Source organism: Maribacter sp. HTCC2170, from assembly GCF_000153165.2.
In the GTDB taxonomy this organism is placed as follows: domain Bacteria; phylum Bacteroidota; class Bacteroidia; order Flavobacteriales; family Flavobacteriaceae; genus Maribacter_A.
The window spans coordinates 3,619,338-3,637,133 of record NC_014472.1 but is presented as its reverse complement, the minus strand read 5'-3'; the positions used below and the strand labels follow the sequence as shown (position 1 = coordinate 3,637,133).

Genomic DNA, 17,796 nt, shown 5'->3' with positions numbered 1-17,796 from the left:
TAATATTTTAATTAAATCGAAATGAAAACTAAAATTTTAATACTTGCGGCAATGTCCTTCACAATGATTGGCTTTTCGCAAAAGAATGAGATTAAAGCTGCTGAAAAGGCCCTTAAAGGTGGTGATTCTGCAGGAGCAAAAACCTCACTTGAGGCAGCTTCTGGAATGATTTCTGGAGCTGATGCCAAAGTTCAGGCGCAATACCATTTTCTACGTGGTAGAATTTATGCTGATTTAGCAAAAAAAGGTGATAACAGCGCTTTTGATACTGCAATCACTTCTTTCAAAAAAGCCGACGAAATTGAAACTACCAGTGGGAAGGCCAAATATGGTAAGCTAATTACCGAGCACTTGGCAACTCTTGCTGGGGATTTGGTAAATTCTGCTGTCGAGGATAACGGAGAAAAAAAATACAAAGAGGCAGGAGAAAAACTCTATATGAGTTATAAACTCAGTCCAAAAGACACCATTTATCTTTATTATGCAGCTAGCAGTGCTGTTAACGGTGGGGAGTATGATCAGGCCTTAGGTTATTATAACGAGCTTAAAGAGTTGAATTATGATGGTGGAGGAATGGAGTACAAAGCCACTAATGTTTCTACTGATGAAGTTGAGGTGATGGATAAAGTCCAAAGAGATTTGATGGTAAAATCGGGAACTTATAAAGATCCACTTGATGAAAAAACTCCCTCTAAGACTGCGGAAATTGTTAAGAACATCGCTTTGATTTATACCCAGCTTGGACAGGATGATAAAGCTTTGGAAGCCTATAAGGCAGCAAGGGTTAATGATCCAAAAGATGTGAATTTAATCTTGAATGAAGCAAATTTACACTACAAATTGGGTGATAAGGAAAAGTTCAAGGCTTTAATGGCCGAGGCGGCATCAGTTGCTCCTGATAATCCAGATTTGCACTATAACATTGGTGTAATCAATATGGAACAGGGTAACATTGAAGATGCAAGGGCATCTTATCGCAAGGCTCTTGAAGTAAACCCAGGTTATACAAATGCTCAATTGAACCTTTCTACTACCTACGTAAACGAGGGTAACGGACTTATTGATGAAATGAATTCTTTAGGAAATTCAAGAGCTGATATAGCACGTTACGATGAATTGAAACAGCAAAAGGATAATTTGTTCAAAGAAGGTGCAATGGTTTTGGAGGATGCTTTAAAGATAAATCCTGATAACCAAGGTATTCTTACCCAATTGAAGAACATTTATGGTGCAATGGGTGACAATGAAAACTTTATGAGGTTGAAAAAACTTCTAGGTGAGTAATCCATTTCTAAGAAGAATAAAAAAACCTGGCCATATGGTCAGGTTTTTTTATATAATCTTTTTTAAGACCCGGAGTTGATGTGTGTATGTTTTGGTGTCGTTATTGAAAATTCCTGTATGGTCAATACGGTCTATCCTAACATGGCCATGAACATGAATAATATAATTATTGTCCATTATCAGTCCAACATGATCTATGATTCCTTCTTTATTGTCAAAGAATGCCAAATCGCCAGCTTCACATTCTTCAATAAAACTCAAAGCGGTTCCCTGTGTGGCCTGTTCAGCTGAATCACGAAGTAGATTGTGACCATTAATCCTATAAACCATTTGGGTCAAACCTGGAGCATCTACTCCAAAAGGGGTCTTTCCTCCCCATAGGTGGGGTGCATTTAAATATAAGAGTGCCGTATTAATAAGATTATCTTTTTCCTGCTTGGACGAAACTAAACTGCCTTCGTGAATATGTTTTGAATTCTTATGGAATACTGATCCAAGAACAATGGGTAAGAGGTTGCCCTTGTCCATCTCAACAAAAGAAACCAGATCAATTGTGTACTGGGGGGAAATATCAGTGTTTAGGTTATTGAACTCCCTTTCGTCCACCAACAATATCTGTAGGTTTTGAACCCAGCCTTCACATTTGTCAAAAGTAGATCTTATTTTGCTCCAATGCTTCCGTTCCTCTAGGACTTTGAAATGTTCACCATATAACAGTTGTGAAATCATCTCCGCAGTTTCTTCTGCTACAGATCTAATGGGGACTATACTTAATTGGCAAATACCGTATTGCATAAATATTGTGAAGGATCGGTTTAGTTTCTTTCCAAAATAATGGCAGATGCACCACCACCTCCATTACAAATTGCTGCCGCCCCTATTTTGGCATTATTTTGTTCCAAAACATTCAGAAGGGTTATCATTATTCGTGCTCCGGAACAACCCAACGGATGACCCAAAGACACCGCACCTCCGTTAACATTTACATTGGCATCATTTAATCCTAACAATTTCATATTTGCTAGGCCTACTACTGAGAAAGCTTCGTTAAATTCAAAATAATCAACATCATTAATTGAAATTCCTGCTTTGTCCAAAGCTTTTGGCAAAGCTTTGGCTGGAGCGGTCGTAAACCACTCAGGTTCGTGTGCCGCATCAGCGTAACTTTTTATTGTAGCAATTGGTTTCAGTTTTAATTCTATGGCCTTTTCAGCACTCATTAATACTATTGCCGCTGCCCCATCGTTTATCGTCGATGCATTTGCTGCCGTTACAGTACCTTCTTTAGTGAAAGCGGGCCTAAGGGCTGGTATTTTTTCAATTTTCACATTCTTGTACTCCTCATCTTCAGAAACAATAATGGGTTCTCCTCTTCTTTGAGGCACTTCTACGGGAATAACTTCATTAGCAAATTTGCCTTTACTCCAGGCATCTGACGATCTTTGATAAGATTGTATAGCAAAATTATCTTGGTCTTCTCGACTGAAGTTATGTTCCACGGCACAAGCATCTGCACAAACACCCATAGCGTTTTGATCATAAACATCGACCAATCCATCTTTTTGCATTCCGTCTATCAAAGAAGTGGGACCAAATTTTTGACCAGTTCTTAAGTGTACATAATGGGGAATTAGGCTCATATTTTCCATTCCACCAGCAACTGCAATCGAGATATCCCCTAGAGCGATTGCTTGCGCCGCTTGCATTACGGCTTTCATTCCAGAAGCGCATACTTTGTTTACTGTGGTACAGGGTACAGTATCGGGTATTCCGGCGAAGATTGCCGCCTGTCTAGCTGGGGCTTGTCCTGTGCCAGCTTGAACAACATTCCCCATAAGAACTTCATCAACAAGCTTTGGGTCTAAGTTAATTTTATCGAGCGCACCTTTTATGGCCGTCGCCCCTAATTTAGGTGCGGGAATAGTTGAAAGTGACCCCATGAAACTGCCAATGGGCGTTCTAACCGCCGAAACTATTACAACATCTTTCATATGTACATATTTTGATGTCCCAAAATTAATAAATTAAAGTGCAATCAAAATGGATGTTGCCGCAAAAGGTCTATTATATTTTCTATTTTTGATGATAGTAATGAATTAGATAAATACGCATTGGAAAAACTTTACAAAAACCAATCACTCATTTACAAGTACTTCTTATACGTTGTATCCATTTTTTGTATTGTTTTTTTCTTCCCAAAAGGAGGTAAATTCAAATATGAATTTCAAAAAGGGAAACCTTGGCAGTATGAAAACCTATATGCCCCTTTTGACTTTTCAGTAAAAAAATCATCTGATGAGATAGCTTCTGAAAGGCAAAAGGTGAATGAACGGCAGTTTAATTATTATAGATATGACGAAAGTGTATCAAACGAGGTTTTTGCCGATTTCGAAATTAAATTTTCTGAGATATTTAAAGATCGCCAAATAAACCAATCTCAGCTTACAGCTTTAAAAAGTGTTGGATTGGATGTTCTCGAAAGAATTTATAAAAATGGAATTCTTCTTAAACCCAATCAAAATGAAGAAGGAAAGCAAGTTTATCTAATAAAGCAAAATGCAGCTGATCAAATCAGTTTTGATGACCTATACAGAATCCAAGACATTGAGAACGTAACAGAAAGTGCTCTTAGAGAGCAGCGATTGGGAGAATATAATGCCACATTGCAATCGCTTTTCTTTGATTTGGTGAAACCGAATGTGGCTTATGATAATGACCTTTCTCAAAAAGCAATGGAGGAGGAGCTTTCTAAGATTTCCTTGACAAGAGGAACAATAGACGAAGGTAAACTTATAATTGCTAAGGGTGAGGTTGTAGAAGCGGATAATTATAATATTCTGGAATCCTTAAAGGATGAATTTGAGTCTGAGTTGTGGGCCTCAAATAATTATTATTTCATATTGGCAGGCTATACGGTATTGGTGGCACTGGTTTTGATGATGCTTTTTCTTTTTCTTAAAAAGTATAGACCTGAAATTTTTGAAAACGGGACCAAGGTTACTTTTATATTCATCAATATTCTATTGATGGTTTTCATTACAACTTTAGTGGTAAAATATAATGAGGCATATGTATTCGTAGTACCCTTATGTATTCTACCCTTGATTCTTAAGACATTTTTTGATGCGAGACTCGGGTTATTTGTGCATGTACTTACAGTGCTGATTTTAGGTTTTGTTGTTCCAAACAGTTTTGAATATATTTTTATCCAAATTATCGCAGGTATTGTTACGATTCTAACGGTATCAGAACTTTATAAAAGGGCAAATCTGTTTATTTCTGTTGGTCAGATAACATTGATTTATGTAGTTGGTTATTTGGCATTTCATATAATCCATGAAGGAAATCTGGACAATATTGTATGGTTGACTTTGGGGTTGTTTCTATTGAATGGAATGATAACCCTTTTTGTACAACCATTGATTTACGTTTATGAAAAGATTTTTGGATTGGTCTCTGATGTTTCTTTGCTGGAGTTGTCGGATACAAATTCCAAGTTGTTAAAAGAACTTTCGAATAAGGCGCCAGGCACCTTTAACCACTCATTGCAAGTTGCGAATTTGGCAGAAGCAGCCGCTAATGAAATAGGGGCAAATGCGATGTTGGTCCGTGTTGGGGCACTCTATCATGATATTGGTAAGTTGGGGAACCCTAATTATTTTACTGAGAACCAGATAACCAATGTAAACCCACATGATGACTTGCCAGCTACCGAGAGTGCAAGAATAATAGTGAACCATGTGATTGAAGGTATTGAAATCGCTCGAAGGAATAATTTACCTGATAGGGTCATTGATTTTATTAGATCGCATCACGGCACCACTATGGTCTATTATTTTTACAAGAAGCAGCAAGAGTCCGGTGAAGAGGTTAATGACGAAGATTTTAGATACCCTGGACCTATACCATTTTCTAAGGAAACGGCAATTCTTATGATGGCTGATTCGGTTGAGGCTGCGTCTAAAAGTTTAAAGAACCCTACCTTTTTGATTATTGATGAGTTTGTTGATAAAATAATAGGAGGGCAAATGGGCGCGAACCAATTTTTAAACGCCAATATTACTTTTAGGGAGATTGAGATCATCAAAAAAATATTTAAACAAAAGCTCACGAACATCTACCATTTGAGGGTGGAATACCCAGAATAGGGCAATTACATAATTCATTAAAAAAAATCAATTAAATAGTTGCTTTATAGCTTTGGAAAAATGTACATTTGCAACCGCTTTACAGCAAAGTTCATTAAAAATATTCAGGAGAGGTGCCGGAGTGGTAACGGAGCAGATTGCTAATCTGTCGACGCGCAAGTGTCGCATGGGTTCGAGTCCCATTCTCTCCGCAATTTTTTTGAAAAAGATAACCTTTATCGGGGTGTAGCGTAGCCCGGTTATCGCGCCGCGTTTGGGACGCGGAGGTCGCAGGTTCGAATCCTGCCACCCCGACGAACCACTTTTCAGGTGGTATTAGAAACCTGCAAATCTATTGATTTGCAGGTTTTTTCATTTTATTCTGTTTATGTATTATCACTGAAAAATAATTTGCTTGAAAGTATCCCTTGAAAGAAATAAAAAAATAATATTCTATGATTCAATAAGGGTACTAATTTATATCCTCTTTGGCTTTCTTGGCATAATATCTACCCGATTTTATGGAGAATGAACTAACGGGCGTGGCATTATCGCCAAATTCCTTTCGGACATAAGTCAGTATTTCGGCAATTTCCTTGTCTTCAAGGTAGTCCATTGGAGGCATGATCCCATCAAAAGGTTTGCCGTTTACCTCAATAGGTCCTTGCAAGCCATTTAAAACTACATTAATAAGATTTTTTTGATCACCTTTGACCCATTTAGATCCAGCAATTGGCGGGAACCGGATTCCGTCTCCTTGTCCGCTACTCATATGACATGAACCACAGTACTTGTTATAAAGTATAGCTCCAGACTCAACTCTCATTGGTGTAAGGTCATCGGTTGTCTCATTTGGAGTTCTGATATGTGGTTGTTTCTTACGTTTTTCCATTTGGGCCAATTGCTCTGGGCCAAAACTCTTTTTATCCCCTTTGTACATCACACGCCAAATCTTCCCATGCTCACTTTCACTTATATACAATGATCCATCTGGTCCCATGGCAATGCCCATTGGTCGGTATCCAGCTTCATCGGTATCGACGATTTTATCTACCTGTACAAAACCATCAGCAAATACTTCCCAATCCCCTGCTTTGCCATTCTTAAAGGGAACAAAACCAACAAAATACCCCGATTGTGGGAATGGAGACCTTATGGTTGACCCATGAAAAGCGATAAAAGCTCCATTCTTATAATGTTTAGGAAATTGATCACCCTTATAAAAATGAAGGTCATTGGGTGCCCAATGACCTGGGAAACCTATTATTGGCTGCACGTTCTCAGCGCCATTGCCTTCTTTAATTCCGTCTCCGCCATACTCTGGATTTAGGACTTTTTTACCCTGTATTTGATCATAGTAATAATAGGGCCAGCCAGCATCACTACCTTCTTTTACTCGCAGAAATTCTTCGGCCGGCAGCATGGCACTTTGCCAGGGCGAATAAATATCTGGCCAATTACGGTTCATATTGTCCCTTCCATGTTGCAGAGCGTACAACGTATTGTCAGTATCATTCCAATCCATACCTACAATACTCCTTATTCCTGTGGCATATCTTTTACCATCTTTCTGTAATTGGTTGGTCCGGTTAGCATCAAATTGCCAGACTCCTGCATGCCACTCAAGCTCTGGACAGGGATACTGTCCCAATGCACCTGGTTTTCTATCAAGATCTCCCGGCTGACAAACATCACTGGGAGAACCAAATGGAATATAGATATGGCCATCATTATCGAATGTTATTGGCTTCGCTATATGCGAATAACCATAGAGCGCATTTTTAAAATCATCGGTGAGAATGAGTTCAGTTTTTGCCTCAGGAACCAACTTGTCAGGTGTGATTTTTTGTCGATAGACCTCACCTGCTGTACTGAAATATAAATAGTCATTATAGATGCGCATCCCAGTGCCATACCATCCTTTTTGGTCATATACGCCAAATCGTTTTATTATATCTGCCTTGCCGTTATTGTCAGTATCCCTAAGTCCTATGTTTTCGCCTTCAGGGTGGGCATAGCGCATTTTTATGTATATATCTCCGTTGTCATTCACGGCGAGGTGACGGGCAGAACCTATACTATCAACTACAACTACAGCTTCAAATCCCTCAGGTAGAATCAATCCTCCATTATCTGGATCTCCTGGAGGTAAAGGCATTTCTTTGTTCTGTTTACATTGAATAAGAAAACCTGCTACAATGAGGAAACCAATACATCTTTTTGTCTGTTTTAGGGTTATCATATTCCTTAATATGTTTTTAATAGCTTAAGACTCAGCTTTAAATATATTAAAAAATGACGAATGGTTTTATGAAACTTATTGGTTAAAACTGGTTAGGGCGGTCAAAATGCCCCCTCTGACGGATGAAAGTGAGCATATCAAATCAGTTGCTCAAAATCGATTCTTTTTAGGTTTGGAATTAGCGCTTATTTCTTAATTTGATTTTGCAGAAGACGAATAAAATTTGCATCATTTTGTGCCATTTTCAACTGGTTTTTTTGTTTTGCTGAATACTATATTAAGTTAATTATTTGCAGGGAAAACTCTTTGGCTAATTTTTCTTTATCCCAACTTTTCTGTTTGAAGAATCTCTGATTATCAACTCAGACTTAAGAATATTCTTGGTAAGCTTTGGTGTCCAATTCTTCTGTTGTACCCTTTTTAAGAATGTCTCTGCGGCTCTTTTTCCGATATCACCACTATGTTGGTTGACTGTAGATATTGATGGGTTTAATAATGAAGTAAATGGCTCATTACTAAATCCTACCAAAGCTATTTCTTCCGGCACTTGTATCCCGTGTTCTTGCATTACTTGTAATGCCCCAAGGGCCGCATAATCACTGGCCGCATATACTGCATCTGGTGGCTCTGGAAGGTTCAATAATGATTCCATTTTTTTTCGACCATCTTCCAAAGTAAGATCACCCTCTAAAATCAATTCATTGTTGGTGGGTAAACCATATTTGTTCAATGCGTCAATAAATCCTAATATCCTGTTTTTAAATATTCGAGTATGTCGATAACCACCAATATGGGCAATTCGTTTACATTTTTGCTTGACAAGGTGTTTTACAACCCGGTGACTGCTATCAAAATCATCAATCCCGATGTAATCAACATCAATATCATTATCACCTCTATCATAGAGAATTAAGGGTATTCCTTTTCTCTTGATTTTTTCAAAATGAGCAAAATTTACAGTTTCATTGGCCAAGGATGCTATGATTCCATCAACTTGGGTATGCAATAATGTATCAATACTTTTACATTCTTTGTCATAAGATTCATTGGATTGGGATATAATTACATTATAACCTTCCTTGTTCAAAACCTCTTCGATATTCTCAAGAACGGAGGAAAAAAAATTACTATTTGCCCGAGGTACAATAACACCGACAAGATTACTTTTGCCTTTGCGTAGGGCAGAAGCCAAGTGATTGGGTTGATAGTTTAGATTTTTGGCAATTTGTTTTACTGCCAATTTGGTTTCATTGCTGATCCTTGGATGGTTATTTAAGGCTTTAGATACCGCAGATGGTGTAATACCCAGTACATTGGCAATGTCTTTTATAGTTGTTTTTTTTTGTTGTTCCAAATTATTTAATATATTTGTTCAATCGATTGAACAAATATAAGAACTTTAAAATTAATGCTCATATTCAATCCATTGATTTTAAATTAAAAATGTTGTTAATCAGTACTTTAATAGTACTTAATAGGTTTTAATCGGAATAGATTAGTATGCTATTCCATTTTTTAAAAAAATGTTGTTCAATCGATTGAACAAAAAAAGAAACAAAATAATTTAACTTAACTAGTATGAAAAAAGTAGTAACATTCGGAGAGATTATGTTGAGGTTGGCACCTCCAGGATTTTTAAGATTTTCACAGACCAATAATTTCGATGTTATCTATGGTGGAGGTGAATCAAACGTTGCTGTTTCCCTTGCCAATTACGGTGTGCCTGTTGATTTTGTGACCCGTTTACCAAAAAACGATATTGGGCAATGCGCTATGATGGAAATGAGAAAGCGTGGAGTAGGAGTGGACAAAATTGTCTACGGTGGTGACCGCTTGGGGATTTATTTTTTAGAAACGGGGGCCGTAAGCAGAGGTAGTAAAGTAGTTTATGATAGAGCACATTCAGCGATTTCTGAAATAAAGTCAGGAATGATTGATTGGGATAATGTGTTCAAAGATGTTGAATGGTTTCATTGGACAGGCATCACACCCGCAATTTCACAAGGTGCTGCGGATGTTTGTTTGGAGGCGGTCAAAGCAGCTAGTTCAAAAGGTATAACAATTTCGACTGACTTAAATTATAGAGCAAAACTTTGGAACTATGGCGGGAATCGAGAAGCGATTATGACCGAATTGACTTCATATTGTGATGTCATTTTAGGAAATGAAGAAGATGCCGAAAAACATTTTGACATTCATCCTGAAGGATTGGATGTTCATAAACATGGTCATGATGTAAAAGCTGAAGCCTTTTTATCTGTATGTAAACAAATGATGAGAAAATTTCCAAGGGCCAAGAAGGTAATTACAACTTTAAGAGGTTCAATTTCTGCTTCACACAATACATGGGCAGGAGTACTTTACGATAGATCTAAAATGTACGAAACCCAACAATATCAAATTACAGATATTGTGGATAGAGTAGGTGGTGGTGATTCGTTTATGGGTGGATTGATATATGGATTACTAAAATACCCTGAAGATGATCAAAATGCTTTGGATTTTGCGGTTGCAGCTTCTTGTTTGAAACATACTATAAAAGGTGATGCGAATTTAGTTACTGTTGACGAAGTAGAAAAATTGATGGGTGGTGATGCTTCTGGAAGAGTTGCACGCTAGCTCTCGTTAAAATTTAACTAACAGATATAAAATAAATAAAACGTATGGCTCAATATTCAAGAATTGAAGTAGCGCAGGTGATGAAAGAAACAGGCATGATTCCTTTGTTCTATCATCCCGATGTCGAACTTGGCAAAGAAGTCTTAAAAGCATGTTATAAAGGCGGGGCTAGATTAATGGAGTTTACGGCCCGTGGTGATTTCGCTTTCGAAGTATTTGCCGAACTCAATAAATTTGCAATTAGCGAATTGCCAGGAATGATAATGGGAGTGGGTTCAATTACAGATGCCGGAGCAGCCTCTATGTTCATGCAGATGGGCGCAAACTTTGTAGTTACACCATCGTTGAGAGAAGATATAGCAATTGTCTGCAACAGAAGAAAAGTGTTGTGGTCTCCAGGCTGCGGTTCTCTGACAGAAATAAATAGGGCAGAGGAATTAGGGTGTGAGATTATTAAACTATTCCCTGGGGATATTTATGGGCCTGGATTTGTTAAAGGAATAAAAGGACCCCAACCTTGGACAAGCATTATGCCTACAGGAGGAGTAAGCACTGAGGAGTCTAATTTGAAAGGATGGTTCAATGCGGGAGTAACTTGTGTTGGTATGGGATCAAAGCTCATAAGCAAGGAAATTTTGAAAAATAAGGATTACAACCAATTAGAGGAGAAGGTAAAAGATACTTTGGCTTTAATAGCTAAACTTCGCGGTTGAACACTTAATATTGAAATCAGTAAGGTTGAATATAAATAGATATGTTTTTATCTAAGTGATATGATAGATTGTTTTTACACTGTATCTTTATAGGTCTAAATCACGTAATAATTCCTAAACTATGAATATGAAAAAATCAGTTTTAAGAAGACATACAAATCTTTTTTTGTCTATTGTACTTTTAATGAGTGTATTAGTCGGTAGCGCTCAAGATAAATATGGCGGTTTGGCACTCTATACGGTAAGAGGCAATATGGGGTCTGATGCAAAGGCAACATTACAATCTGTAGCTGATGCAGGTTATGAATATATTGAAGCTGCAGGGTATAACGATGGTAAATTCTATAACCTTCCACCTAAAGAATTCAAAGCATTGTTGAAAGAACTTGGTTTAAAACCCATTAGCACCCATCAGGGATCGGTTACCCTAGATAATGCTGATGATATGATGGCCGATGTTAAAGCTGCTGGATTCAAATATTTTGTGATTCCCGTACCTCCAATGGGACTTTTTAAGGTTGACCCTGAAACCAGGACACTGGGAATGACCGGTGGTGCTGCCAACCTTGCGAGTATATTGGATACCCTAGGTAAGAAAGCCAAAAAGGCAGGACTTGAATTGTTATATCATAATCATGATTTTGAATTTGTAAAGGATACTGATGGGGTTGTTCCTATTGATTACCTATTGGAAAATTGTAATCCAGCATATGTGAATTTTCAAATGGACTTGTATTGGGTTACTAAAGCGGGTGCTGATCCAGTGGATTATTTTAATAAATACCCAGGTAGATTCATAATATGGCATGTAAAAGATATGGACAATGAAGGAAAGTTTGCCCCGGTAGGAAACGGGCAAATTGATTTTGCACGAATTCTTGCGAACAAAAAATTATCAGGTATGAAATACTATATGGTAGAACAGGACAGAACTTTTACTATGAAGCCACTTGAAGCCATTAATGTAAGTCACAAGGGTTTGAAAAAATTCGGATTCGAATAATTCAATCCATACGAGTTAATCCCAACAAGAATACTTAACCATTGAGTTTTTCATTGAAAAACTCAATGGTTCTTTTCCAAGCCAATTCTGCGGCCTCCCGGTCATACCTAGGAGTTGTATCATTATGAAAACCGTGATTTGCGTTTTTATAGATGTATGCCTTAAACTCTTTTTTATTTTCTTTTAGTGCCGCTTCATAAGCAGGCCATCCTTCATTTACACGTTTGTCCAATTCTCCAAAATGAAGAAGTAAAGGCGCATTGATTTTATCTATATCCTCTTTCGGTTGTCCTCCATAAAAGGGAACTGCCGCTCCTAAATTAGGAACTCTGACCGCCATCATATTCGATATCCATCCTCCAAAGCAGAAACCTACAACCCCAACTTTACCGGAACATTTAGGATGTGTTTTCAAATATTCATATGCTGCTATAAAATCTTCCAACATCTCATTGCGATCCCTTTTCCGTTGCAATTCTCGCCCATCATCATCATTTCCGGGATAACCACCTAAAGGGGTTAAGGCATCTGGAGCCAATGAGATGAAACCATCTAAGCCAGCTCTTCTCCCCACATCTTCAATATGGGGATTCAATCCACGGTTTTCATGTACCACCACAATTCCCGGAAGTTTTTTTTTGGTTTTGGCAGGCCTAGAAAGTAATCCTTTTATTTCTCCACCTCCTTTAGGGGAATCATAAATTATAAACCCTGAATTTAACCTTGGGTCATCTTTTTTTATTTGAATTTTTTTCACATAGTCAGGTGAGATAAAACTTAATAGAGATGGCAGAGTGAGTCCGCCTACCGCATAAGTCGATAGTTTATCCATGAATAATCTTCTACTTACCCTATTATGGGCATAGTCATCATAAAGGTCAAAAACCTCTTGACTAATGTTTTCTTTTTTGATTTTTTTCATAATTGACCGTTTTTACTAACTAGAATTTCATAGGGCTGAGGTTTAAAAGAACCTATCTAAAGATATGAAACCTTTTTTAGTCGCATTCAGAATAAAAGTAGTCATAATCAATCCGACAATAGGGTAATAAAGTGCATAGACAACCATACGATTTATGGCTTCTACTGTGATTTTTTCTATTCAATCACAGTTTTATCTGATTTTGAAAAGGATAAACAAATGATTTGTAAAAGATTGTAATGCAGTGTGTTATAAATATTTTTTTAATTTAAATGGTTGGTTGGGATATGACATAATTTTAAAACCTATGAATTATTACTAGGAGTACCAGTGAAATATTTTCTTTCCTTTGAATCAATAAAGAACCCCAAAATCTTTACACTATGAGAAATACTTTTACCTACTGTACTGCTGTTATTGTTTGTATTGTTTTTTTTAATTCTGGCTTTTTAACGGCTCAAATTATTCAAACCTCAAACAAAGAAAACTCCGAAGCGCTTCGAACCCAAAAAAGAGTTGAGAGTTATTTGAAACTCAAAAAAATGGGTTATGAAGAAAAAGAAATTTTTGAAGATTTAGGGAATGCAAATTTTCTATCTGAGAATTATGACAATGCATTATTTTGGTATGATAAGTTGAAGGGCTATAGTCCGAACGGACAACTTTCAAGCAACTATCAAAAAAGATATCGTTACGCTTTGAGAAAAGCCATGGGAATTGAAGTTTCTTCGATGCCCGAACATCAGGATTGGTTAACGATGATGAAGTCTGATTACCAATTGGAGAGAAACCCATTTGAGAATAGTTCACAGGATTATGTTGCTGAAAATAGAAAGTCAAGAAATATGTCCCTGAAAACTGAATATTTTTCAAATAAACAATCTAGAGATAAAAAGAAGAACTACCCATTAAATTTACAAAAACTAAATCCGGAAAATGTTTACGATTCACCCATAGCCTTAACTTCTGACGGAAATACGGCCTATTTTAGTAAGGCAGTATATCAAAAGCCACTTCATGGAATTTTTTCTAAAAAAGAATTGGTTCATAAGATTTATCAAGCAAGAAAAGTAAAAGGTGAGTGGAAGAACATCAAAGAGGTTGCCTTGTGCCCCAAGTATTTTTCGGCATTGCACCCTACGGTTTCCCATGATGGTAAACGCTTGTTTTTTGCCTCAAATATGCCAGGTAGTTTAGGCGACTACGATATTTATGTAGCAAAGGTAAGTAGTGATGGACATTTAGGTATTGCCAAAAACCTTGGCAAAAAGGTGAATACTGAAAAAAACGACTTATATCCTAATTTGGTCGACCAAAATACTCTGGTCTTCGCATCCGAAGGAAGACAAGGTCAAGGCGGATTGGATGTTTTCATGGTGCAGGTAGAAAGGAATAATGTTGGACTTGCCGTTAACCTTGGTAGCCAAATCAATAGTAAAGAAGATGATTTTTCAATAGGATTTAAGTCCAATGATGGTATGGGGTATGTTATGTCTAATCGCGGAAAGACCAAAGAATCGGTACATCAAGTGGCTTTCTCTTTCGGAAATGAAAGAAATAAGAAATACTTGGATAAAAGAGAATTTGATCTTGCAAAAGTATTGAATAGCAATTCAGACGTAGACTACACGACTTCAGTTTACGAAGATGACTAGGCATCGAATCACAGTTGTATGATATCATTTACAGATGATAATTTGACAAACTGAAATATAATTCCATTCACAAAGGAAATTATACAAGATTTACAGTAAGACATAACCCTTATAATCTTATAACATGACCAATTGTAGCAAAATAATGAAGAAGATAGGTTTGCTAATGGTATTATTCTTGGGTGCAAATATGTATACGGCATATGGCCAAGAAGTAAACCCGAACTTAAATTCAAAAAGTACATATCACAATCAGTTGTTTTTTAATAGGTTCTTAATAAACCCAACATTTTCTTTGGTTCGCGAGAATAAGTCCTATCTAAATATCCTGCATAGGAACCAGTACGCCACTTTTGAAGATAATAATCAGAATTATTTTCTTGGATTTAGCAATAAACTAAATGAGAATACGGCACTAGGTATTGGTGTTTATAGTCAATGGTCTGGTGTAATTCAGGAGTTTGGGTTTAATGCCAATTATGCCACTGCTGTGCGGTTGGGTGATAAAAGCAAATTAACCTTTGGAACCAATGTTACTTATTTTAATGAAGGGTTGGATAAAAACCGAATTATAGTTGCAGAGAATGACCCCGAGATTAGTGAAGCCAAGAAGGAAAGTAAGGTTGCTATTCAGCCTGGGGTTACCCTTTCTGTTGGCAGGTTTGATTTTGGATTGTATGCACATGACTTGTTTAAATATAACCAAACCACTAATGAGTTTTTAACACATTTGAATGATAAGAGTATCCGAGCTTCATTACAGTATACACATACTTTTGGTAATTCAAAAGGACTCTTTGAGAATGCAAGACTAATGCCTTTAGTACAAATGGGCAAAAATGAAGATGGCTCATTGGCCTATCTTGGTTCGGTCTTACTGGATTTGCCCAACTATGGATGGTTACAATCTACACTAGATGATGAATATGGCATATCAATGGGGTTGGGGTTTAACTTAAATAAGAAAATGTCATTGGGTTATTTAATGGAGAAAGATTTTAAGGAAAAGGAAGCTGATCTTGGTTGGAACCATGAATTGTCTTTGGCCTATACTTTTAAAAATGACGACGATAATACAAACAGTTATGCAGACAGTTCAAATGATGCAAAAATAGATCGCATTGTACGTAATTATGAAGAGCAAATTTTAAGATTAACAGCGGAGAATACCGAAAAGAAAAATGAAAAAAGAAAAAAAGTAAATAAAAAAGAAGTGCAACAAGAAAATGTTACGAATGCACTTGCTTTCGAAAACAGATTAATTTTAGATGAACTTATTTTTAGACAGGATTCTATTGAAAGGGCAAGGTCCAAGGATTTTGAAAAAAGGTTTGAGACAATTGTACGCATACTACGAAATGATTTGAAAAAGAGTATTGAACCAAGCCCCAATCTGTTCGATAACAAGCAAAAAGAAATATTGGTAGCAAGTAATACGGTGAAAGAGTTGCCTAAAAAAACAAGCCCTAGTATTAAGAAAAAATATGAAAAGCTTCCAATAAAAATATTGAACCAATCAGATATCATTGGTGTAAAGTCAGGATACTATGTTATCGCAAATGTCTATAAGAGTAAAAAGTACTTAAATGCCTTTATGGATTCGCTGAAAGAGCAGGGTTTGGAGGCTAAAAAATTCTATAACAAAGAGAATGGATTATACTATGTTTATTTAGCAGATTTTAACTATAAAAAAGATGCCCAAACCGCTTTTGTTTCCAATTTGAATGGAAAGTATCAAGATGAAAAATGGATTATGCAAGTAGATAATAACAATGCGACTGCGGCGAATATTTATACAAATTAATATACATAATACTGAAGGTAGTAGCGATAGGCTATGTTAAACCTTATTAAAATATTGGGAAAGGTTTCCAATGAGTTGTTTGATTACTGGGTAAAAGGAGGGATGAGCCATTAAGGTGAATATCCTTCCTTTTTTTTATACCATATATATGGTGTTATTTTTGGAAAAACTTTGGCAACCCTGTGTTTTACTAGTGCATTTCAACGAAAACATGTAAGAAATTTAGAGTGGCATGCAATAATTCTCTATATTTATTTCATATTAAAACCTAAATCAAATAGTATTAACCTCCAAATCCCCCAATGAAAATGGAAACCGTACTTAACCAAAAACATCTAAAAAAATGCCTTAACCAGGTATTGGAACATTCTAGTATTAATTCTCGTTTAGAATGTGATCTCTGATTTAAACAATAGTAATTGGTGTTAAGTGAATAAATGGTCTATCATTTTCACAGCCAATCTACATTGTTCCAAAATTTATTTGCTGGATATTTCATATAACTACTCTGCTGCTTAAAGATCAGATTGGAAGTTATATGGTTGTTTTCTGCACATGATTTTGATAACATTTAAACACCCCAAGTTTTACAATTTTAGTTAACCAAATGAACAATTAGACCTATGTAATTAAAATACTTTATGTTATGAAAACAGACATTCTAAAAATTATTATTGTTGACCATAACTTTGTACTTCACAAGGATTACCGAGCCTATTTCAAAGAATTCCCAGATTTTGATTTAAAGGGAATATATGGGACAACAGAAGAAGCCTTAAATGAGTACGATGCTATTCAGCCCGATATTATTTTATCGGAAGTTGGTGCCTCAGATATTAGAGGTATACATAGTATTAGACTATTTCGGAAAAAGGATAGGCATGTCAAGGTTTTAATGATCAGTGACAAGTCGGATTTTGAAATAATTAAAAATGCCTTTAAGAATGGTGCGAATGGTTATTTGACCAAACCTTTGGATAATAAACGAATTCACAGTGCCTTGAATTCAATAAAATACGAGGGGGCAGCAATGAGCCAGGATATTGTACAGAAAATCATATCTAATTTTCATGTTAAGTCATACACTTCATTCTCTGAACGGGAAAATCAAATCGTCGATTACCTGTGCAAGGGAGCAACCTACAAAGTCATGGCGGAAAAATTATTTGTGACCACCAGTACTATTAATTTTCATATCCAGAATATTTATTTAAAGCTGAATGTAAACTCCAAATCTGAAGCCCTTGTAAAATTGCAGGAGATGGAACTATAAGTTAAGAAATACGGATGGTTGATTTCGGACAATTTTGATTATCCAACATTGAGGACATAAACCCTTCTTAACTTTTAATGTCTTGTGCTATGGCAAAAAAGTTCCAATTTCTGTGATTAATTGAAAAACCTCTGTGAAAACAGAGGTTTTTTGT

General features: G+C 36.5%; 13 protein-coding genes and 2 tRNA genes. 10 read left to right on the top strand and 5 right to left on the bottom strand.

What is annotated here, in order from left to right:
* Positions 1 to 21: 21 nt before the first annotated feature.
* Positions 22 to 1,284: a tetratricopeptide repeat protein gene (locus FB2170_RS15965; RefSeq protein WP_013307635.1), complete on the top strand. Its 1,263-nt coding sequence runs from the start codon at positions 22 to 24 to the stop codon at positions 1,282 to 1,284.
* 48 nt (positions 1,285 to 1,332) lie between these two features.
* On the opposite strand, the gene FB2170_RS15960 is transcribed toward FB2170_RS15965, so the two are convergent.
* Together FB2170_RS15960 and FB2170_RS15955 are read right to left on the bottom strand one after the other, a co-directional pair.
* Positions 1,333 to 2,079 carry an NlpC/P60 family protein gene (locus tag FB2170_RS15960; RefSeq protein WP_013307634.1) on the bottom strand — a complete coding sequence of 249 codons (747 nt, stop codon included), beginning with the start codon at positions 2,077 to 2,079 and terminating at the stop codon, positions 1,333 to 1,335.
* Between the two features lie 20 nt (positions 2,080 to 2,099).
* A complete protein-coding gene (locus tag FB2170_RS15955; RefSeq protein ID WP_013307633.1) occupies positions 2,100 to 3,275 on the bottom strand; it encodes an acetyl-CoA C-acyltransferase in 1,176 nt (391 codons plus the stop codon).
* Between the two features lie 120 nt (positions 3,276 to 3,395).
* Between FB2170_RS15955 and FB2170_RS15950 the strand changes: the two genes are divergently transcribed.
* The 3 genes from FB2170_RS15950 (at position 3,396) to FB2170_RS15940 (ending at position 5,726) form a co-directional block, all read left to right on the top strand.
* A complete protein-coding gene (locus FB2170_RS15950) occupies positions 3,396 to 5,432 on the top strand; it encodes an HD family phosphohydrolase (RefSeq protein WP_013307632.1) in 2,037 nt (678 codons plus the stop codon).
* Between the two features lie 107 nt (positions 5,433 to 5,539).
* A tRNA-Ser gene (locus FB2170_RS15945) sits at positions 5,540 to 5,623 on the top strand.
* 28 nt (positions 5,624 to 5,651) lie between these two features.
* A tRNA-Pro gene (locus tag FB2170_RS15940) sits at positions 5,652 to 5,726 on the top strand.
* A 157-nt stretch (positions 5,727 to 5,883) separates the two neighbouring features.
* On the opposite strand, the gene FB2170_RS15935 is transcribed toward FB2170_RS15940, so the two are convergent.
* A complete protein-coding gene (locus FB2170_RS15935) occupies positions 5,884 to 7,653 on the bottom strand; it encodes a PQQ-dependent sugar dehydrogenase (protein WP_013307631.1) in 1,770 nt (589 codons plus the stop codon).
* 310 nt (positions 7,654 to 7,963) lie between these two features.
* Complete coding sequence (locus FB2170_RS15930; RefSeq protein ID WP_013307630.1) at positions 7,964 to 9,007, bottom strand: LacI family DNA-binding transcriptional regulator; 1,044 nt, start codon at positions 9,005 to 9,007, stop codon at positions 7,964 to 7,966.
* Positions 9,008 to 9,231: 224 nt separating this feature from the next.
* Here FB2170_RS15930 and FB2170_RS15925 point away from each other — a divergent pair, with 224 nt between their 5' ends.
* From FB2170_RS15925 to FB2170_RS15915, 3 genes are all read left to right on the top strand, one after another.
* Entirely contained in the window at positions 9,232 to 10,272 is a 1,041-nt protein-coding gene (locus FB2170_RS15925; protein WP_013307629.1) for a sugar kinase, read from the top strand.
* A gap of 44 nt (positions 10,273 to 10,316) precedes the next feature.
* The gene (locus FB2170_RS15920; RefSeq protein WP_013307628.1) at positions 10,317 to 10,985 is read left to right on the top strand and encodes a bifunctional 4-hydroxy-2-oxoglutarate aldolase/2-dehydro-3-deoxy-phosphogluconate aldolase; all 669 of its coding nucleotides are present in this window, start codon (positions 10,317 to 10,319) and stop codon (positions 10,983 to 10,985) included.
* Positions 10,986 to 11,106: 121 nt separating this feature from the next.
* Entirely contained in the window at positions 11,107 to 11,988 is an 882-nt protein-coding gene (locus tag FB2170_RS15915) for a sugar phosphate isomerase/epimerase family protein (protein ID WP_013307627.1), read from the top strand.
* Between the two features lie 34 nt (positions 11,989 to 12,022).
* Here the strand turns inward: FB2170_RS15915 and FB2170_RS15910 are convergent, their stop codons facing one another.
* Positions 12,023 to 12,910, bottom strand: a complete 888-nt coding sequence (locus tag FB2170_RS15910; protein WP_013307626.1) for a dienelactone hydrolase family protein — start codon at positions 12,908 to 12,910, stop codon at positions 12,023 to 12,025.
* 383 nt (positions 12,911 to 13,293) lie between these two features.
* Here FB2170_RS15910 and FB2170_RS15905 point away from each other — a divergent pair, with 383 nt between their 5' ends.
* The 3 genes from FB2170_RS15905 to FB2170_RS15895 all read left to right on the top strand — a co-directional run bounded on the left by FB2170_RS15905 (position 13,294) and on the right by FB2170_RS15895 (position 17,642).
* Positions 13,294 to 14,565, top strand: coding sequence for a PD40 domain-containing protein (locus FB2170_RS15905; RefSeq protein ID WP_013307625.1), 1,272 nt, complete (start codon positions 13,294 to 13,296; stop codon positions 14,563 to 14,565).
* A gap of 145 nt (positions 14,566 to 14,710) precedes the next feature.
* Positions 14,711 to 16,369: a PorP/SprF family type IX secretion system membrane protein gene (locus FB2170_RS15900; RefSeq protein WP_237701144.1), complete on the top strand. Its 1,659-nt coding sequence runs from the start codon at positions 14,711 to 14,713 to the stop codon at positions 16,367 to 16,369.
* A gap of 646 nt (positions 16,370 to 17,015) precedes the next feature.
* Entirely contained in the window at positions 17,016 to 17,642 is a 627-nt protein-coding gene (locus FB2170_RS15895; protein WP_013307623.1) for a response regulator transcription factor, read from the top strand.
* Positions 17,643 to 17,796: the final 154 nt, after the last annotated feature.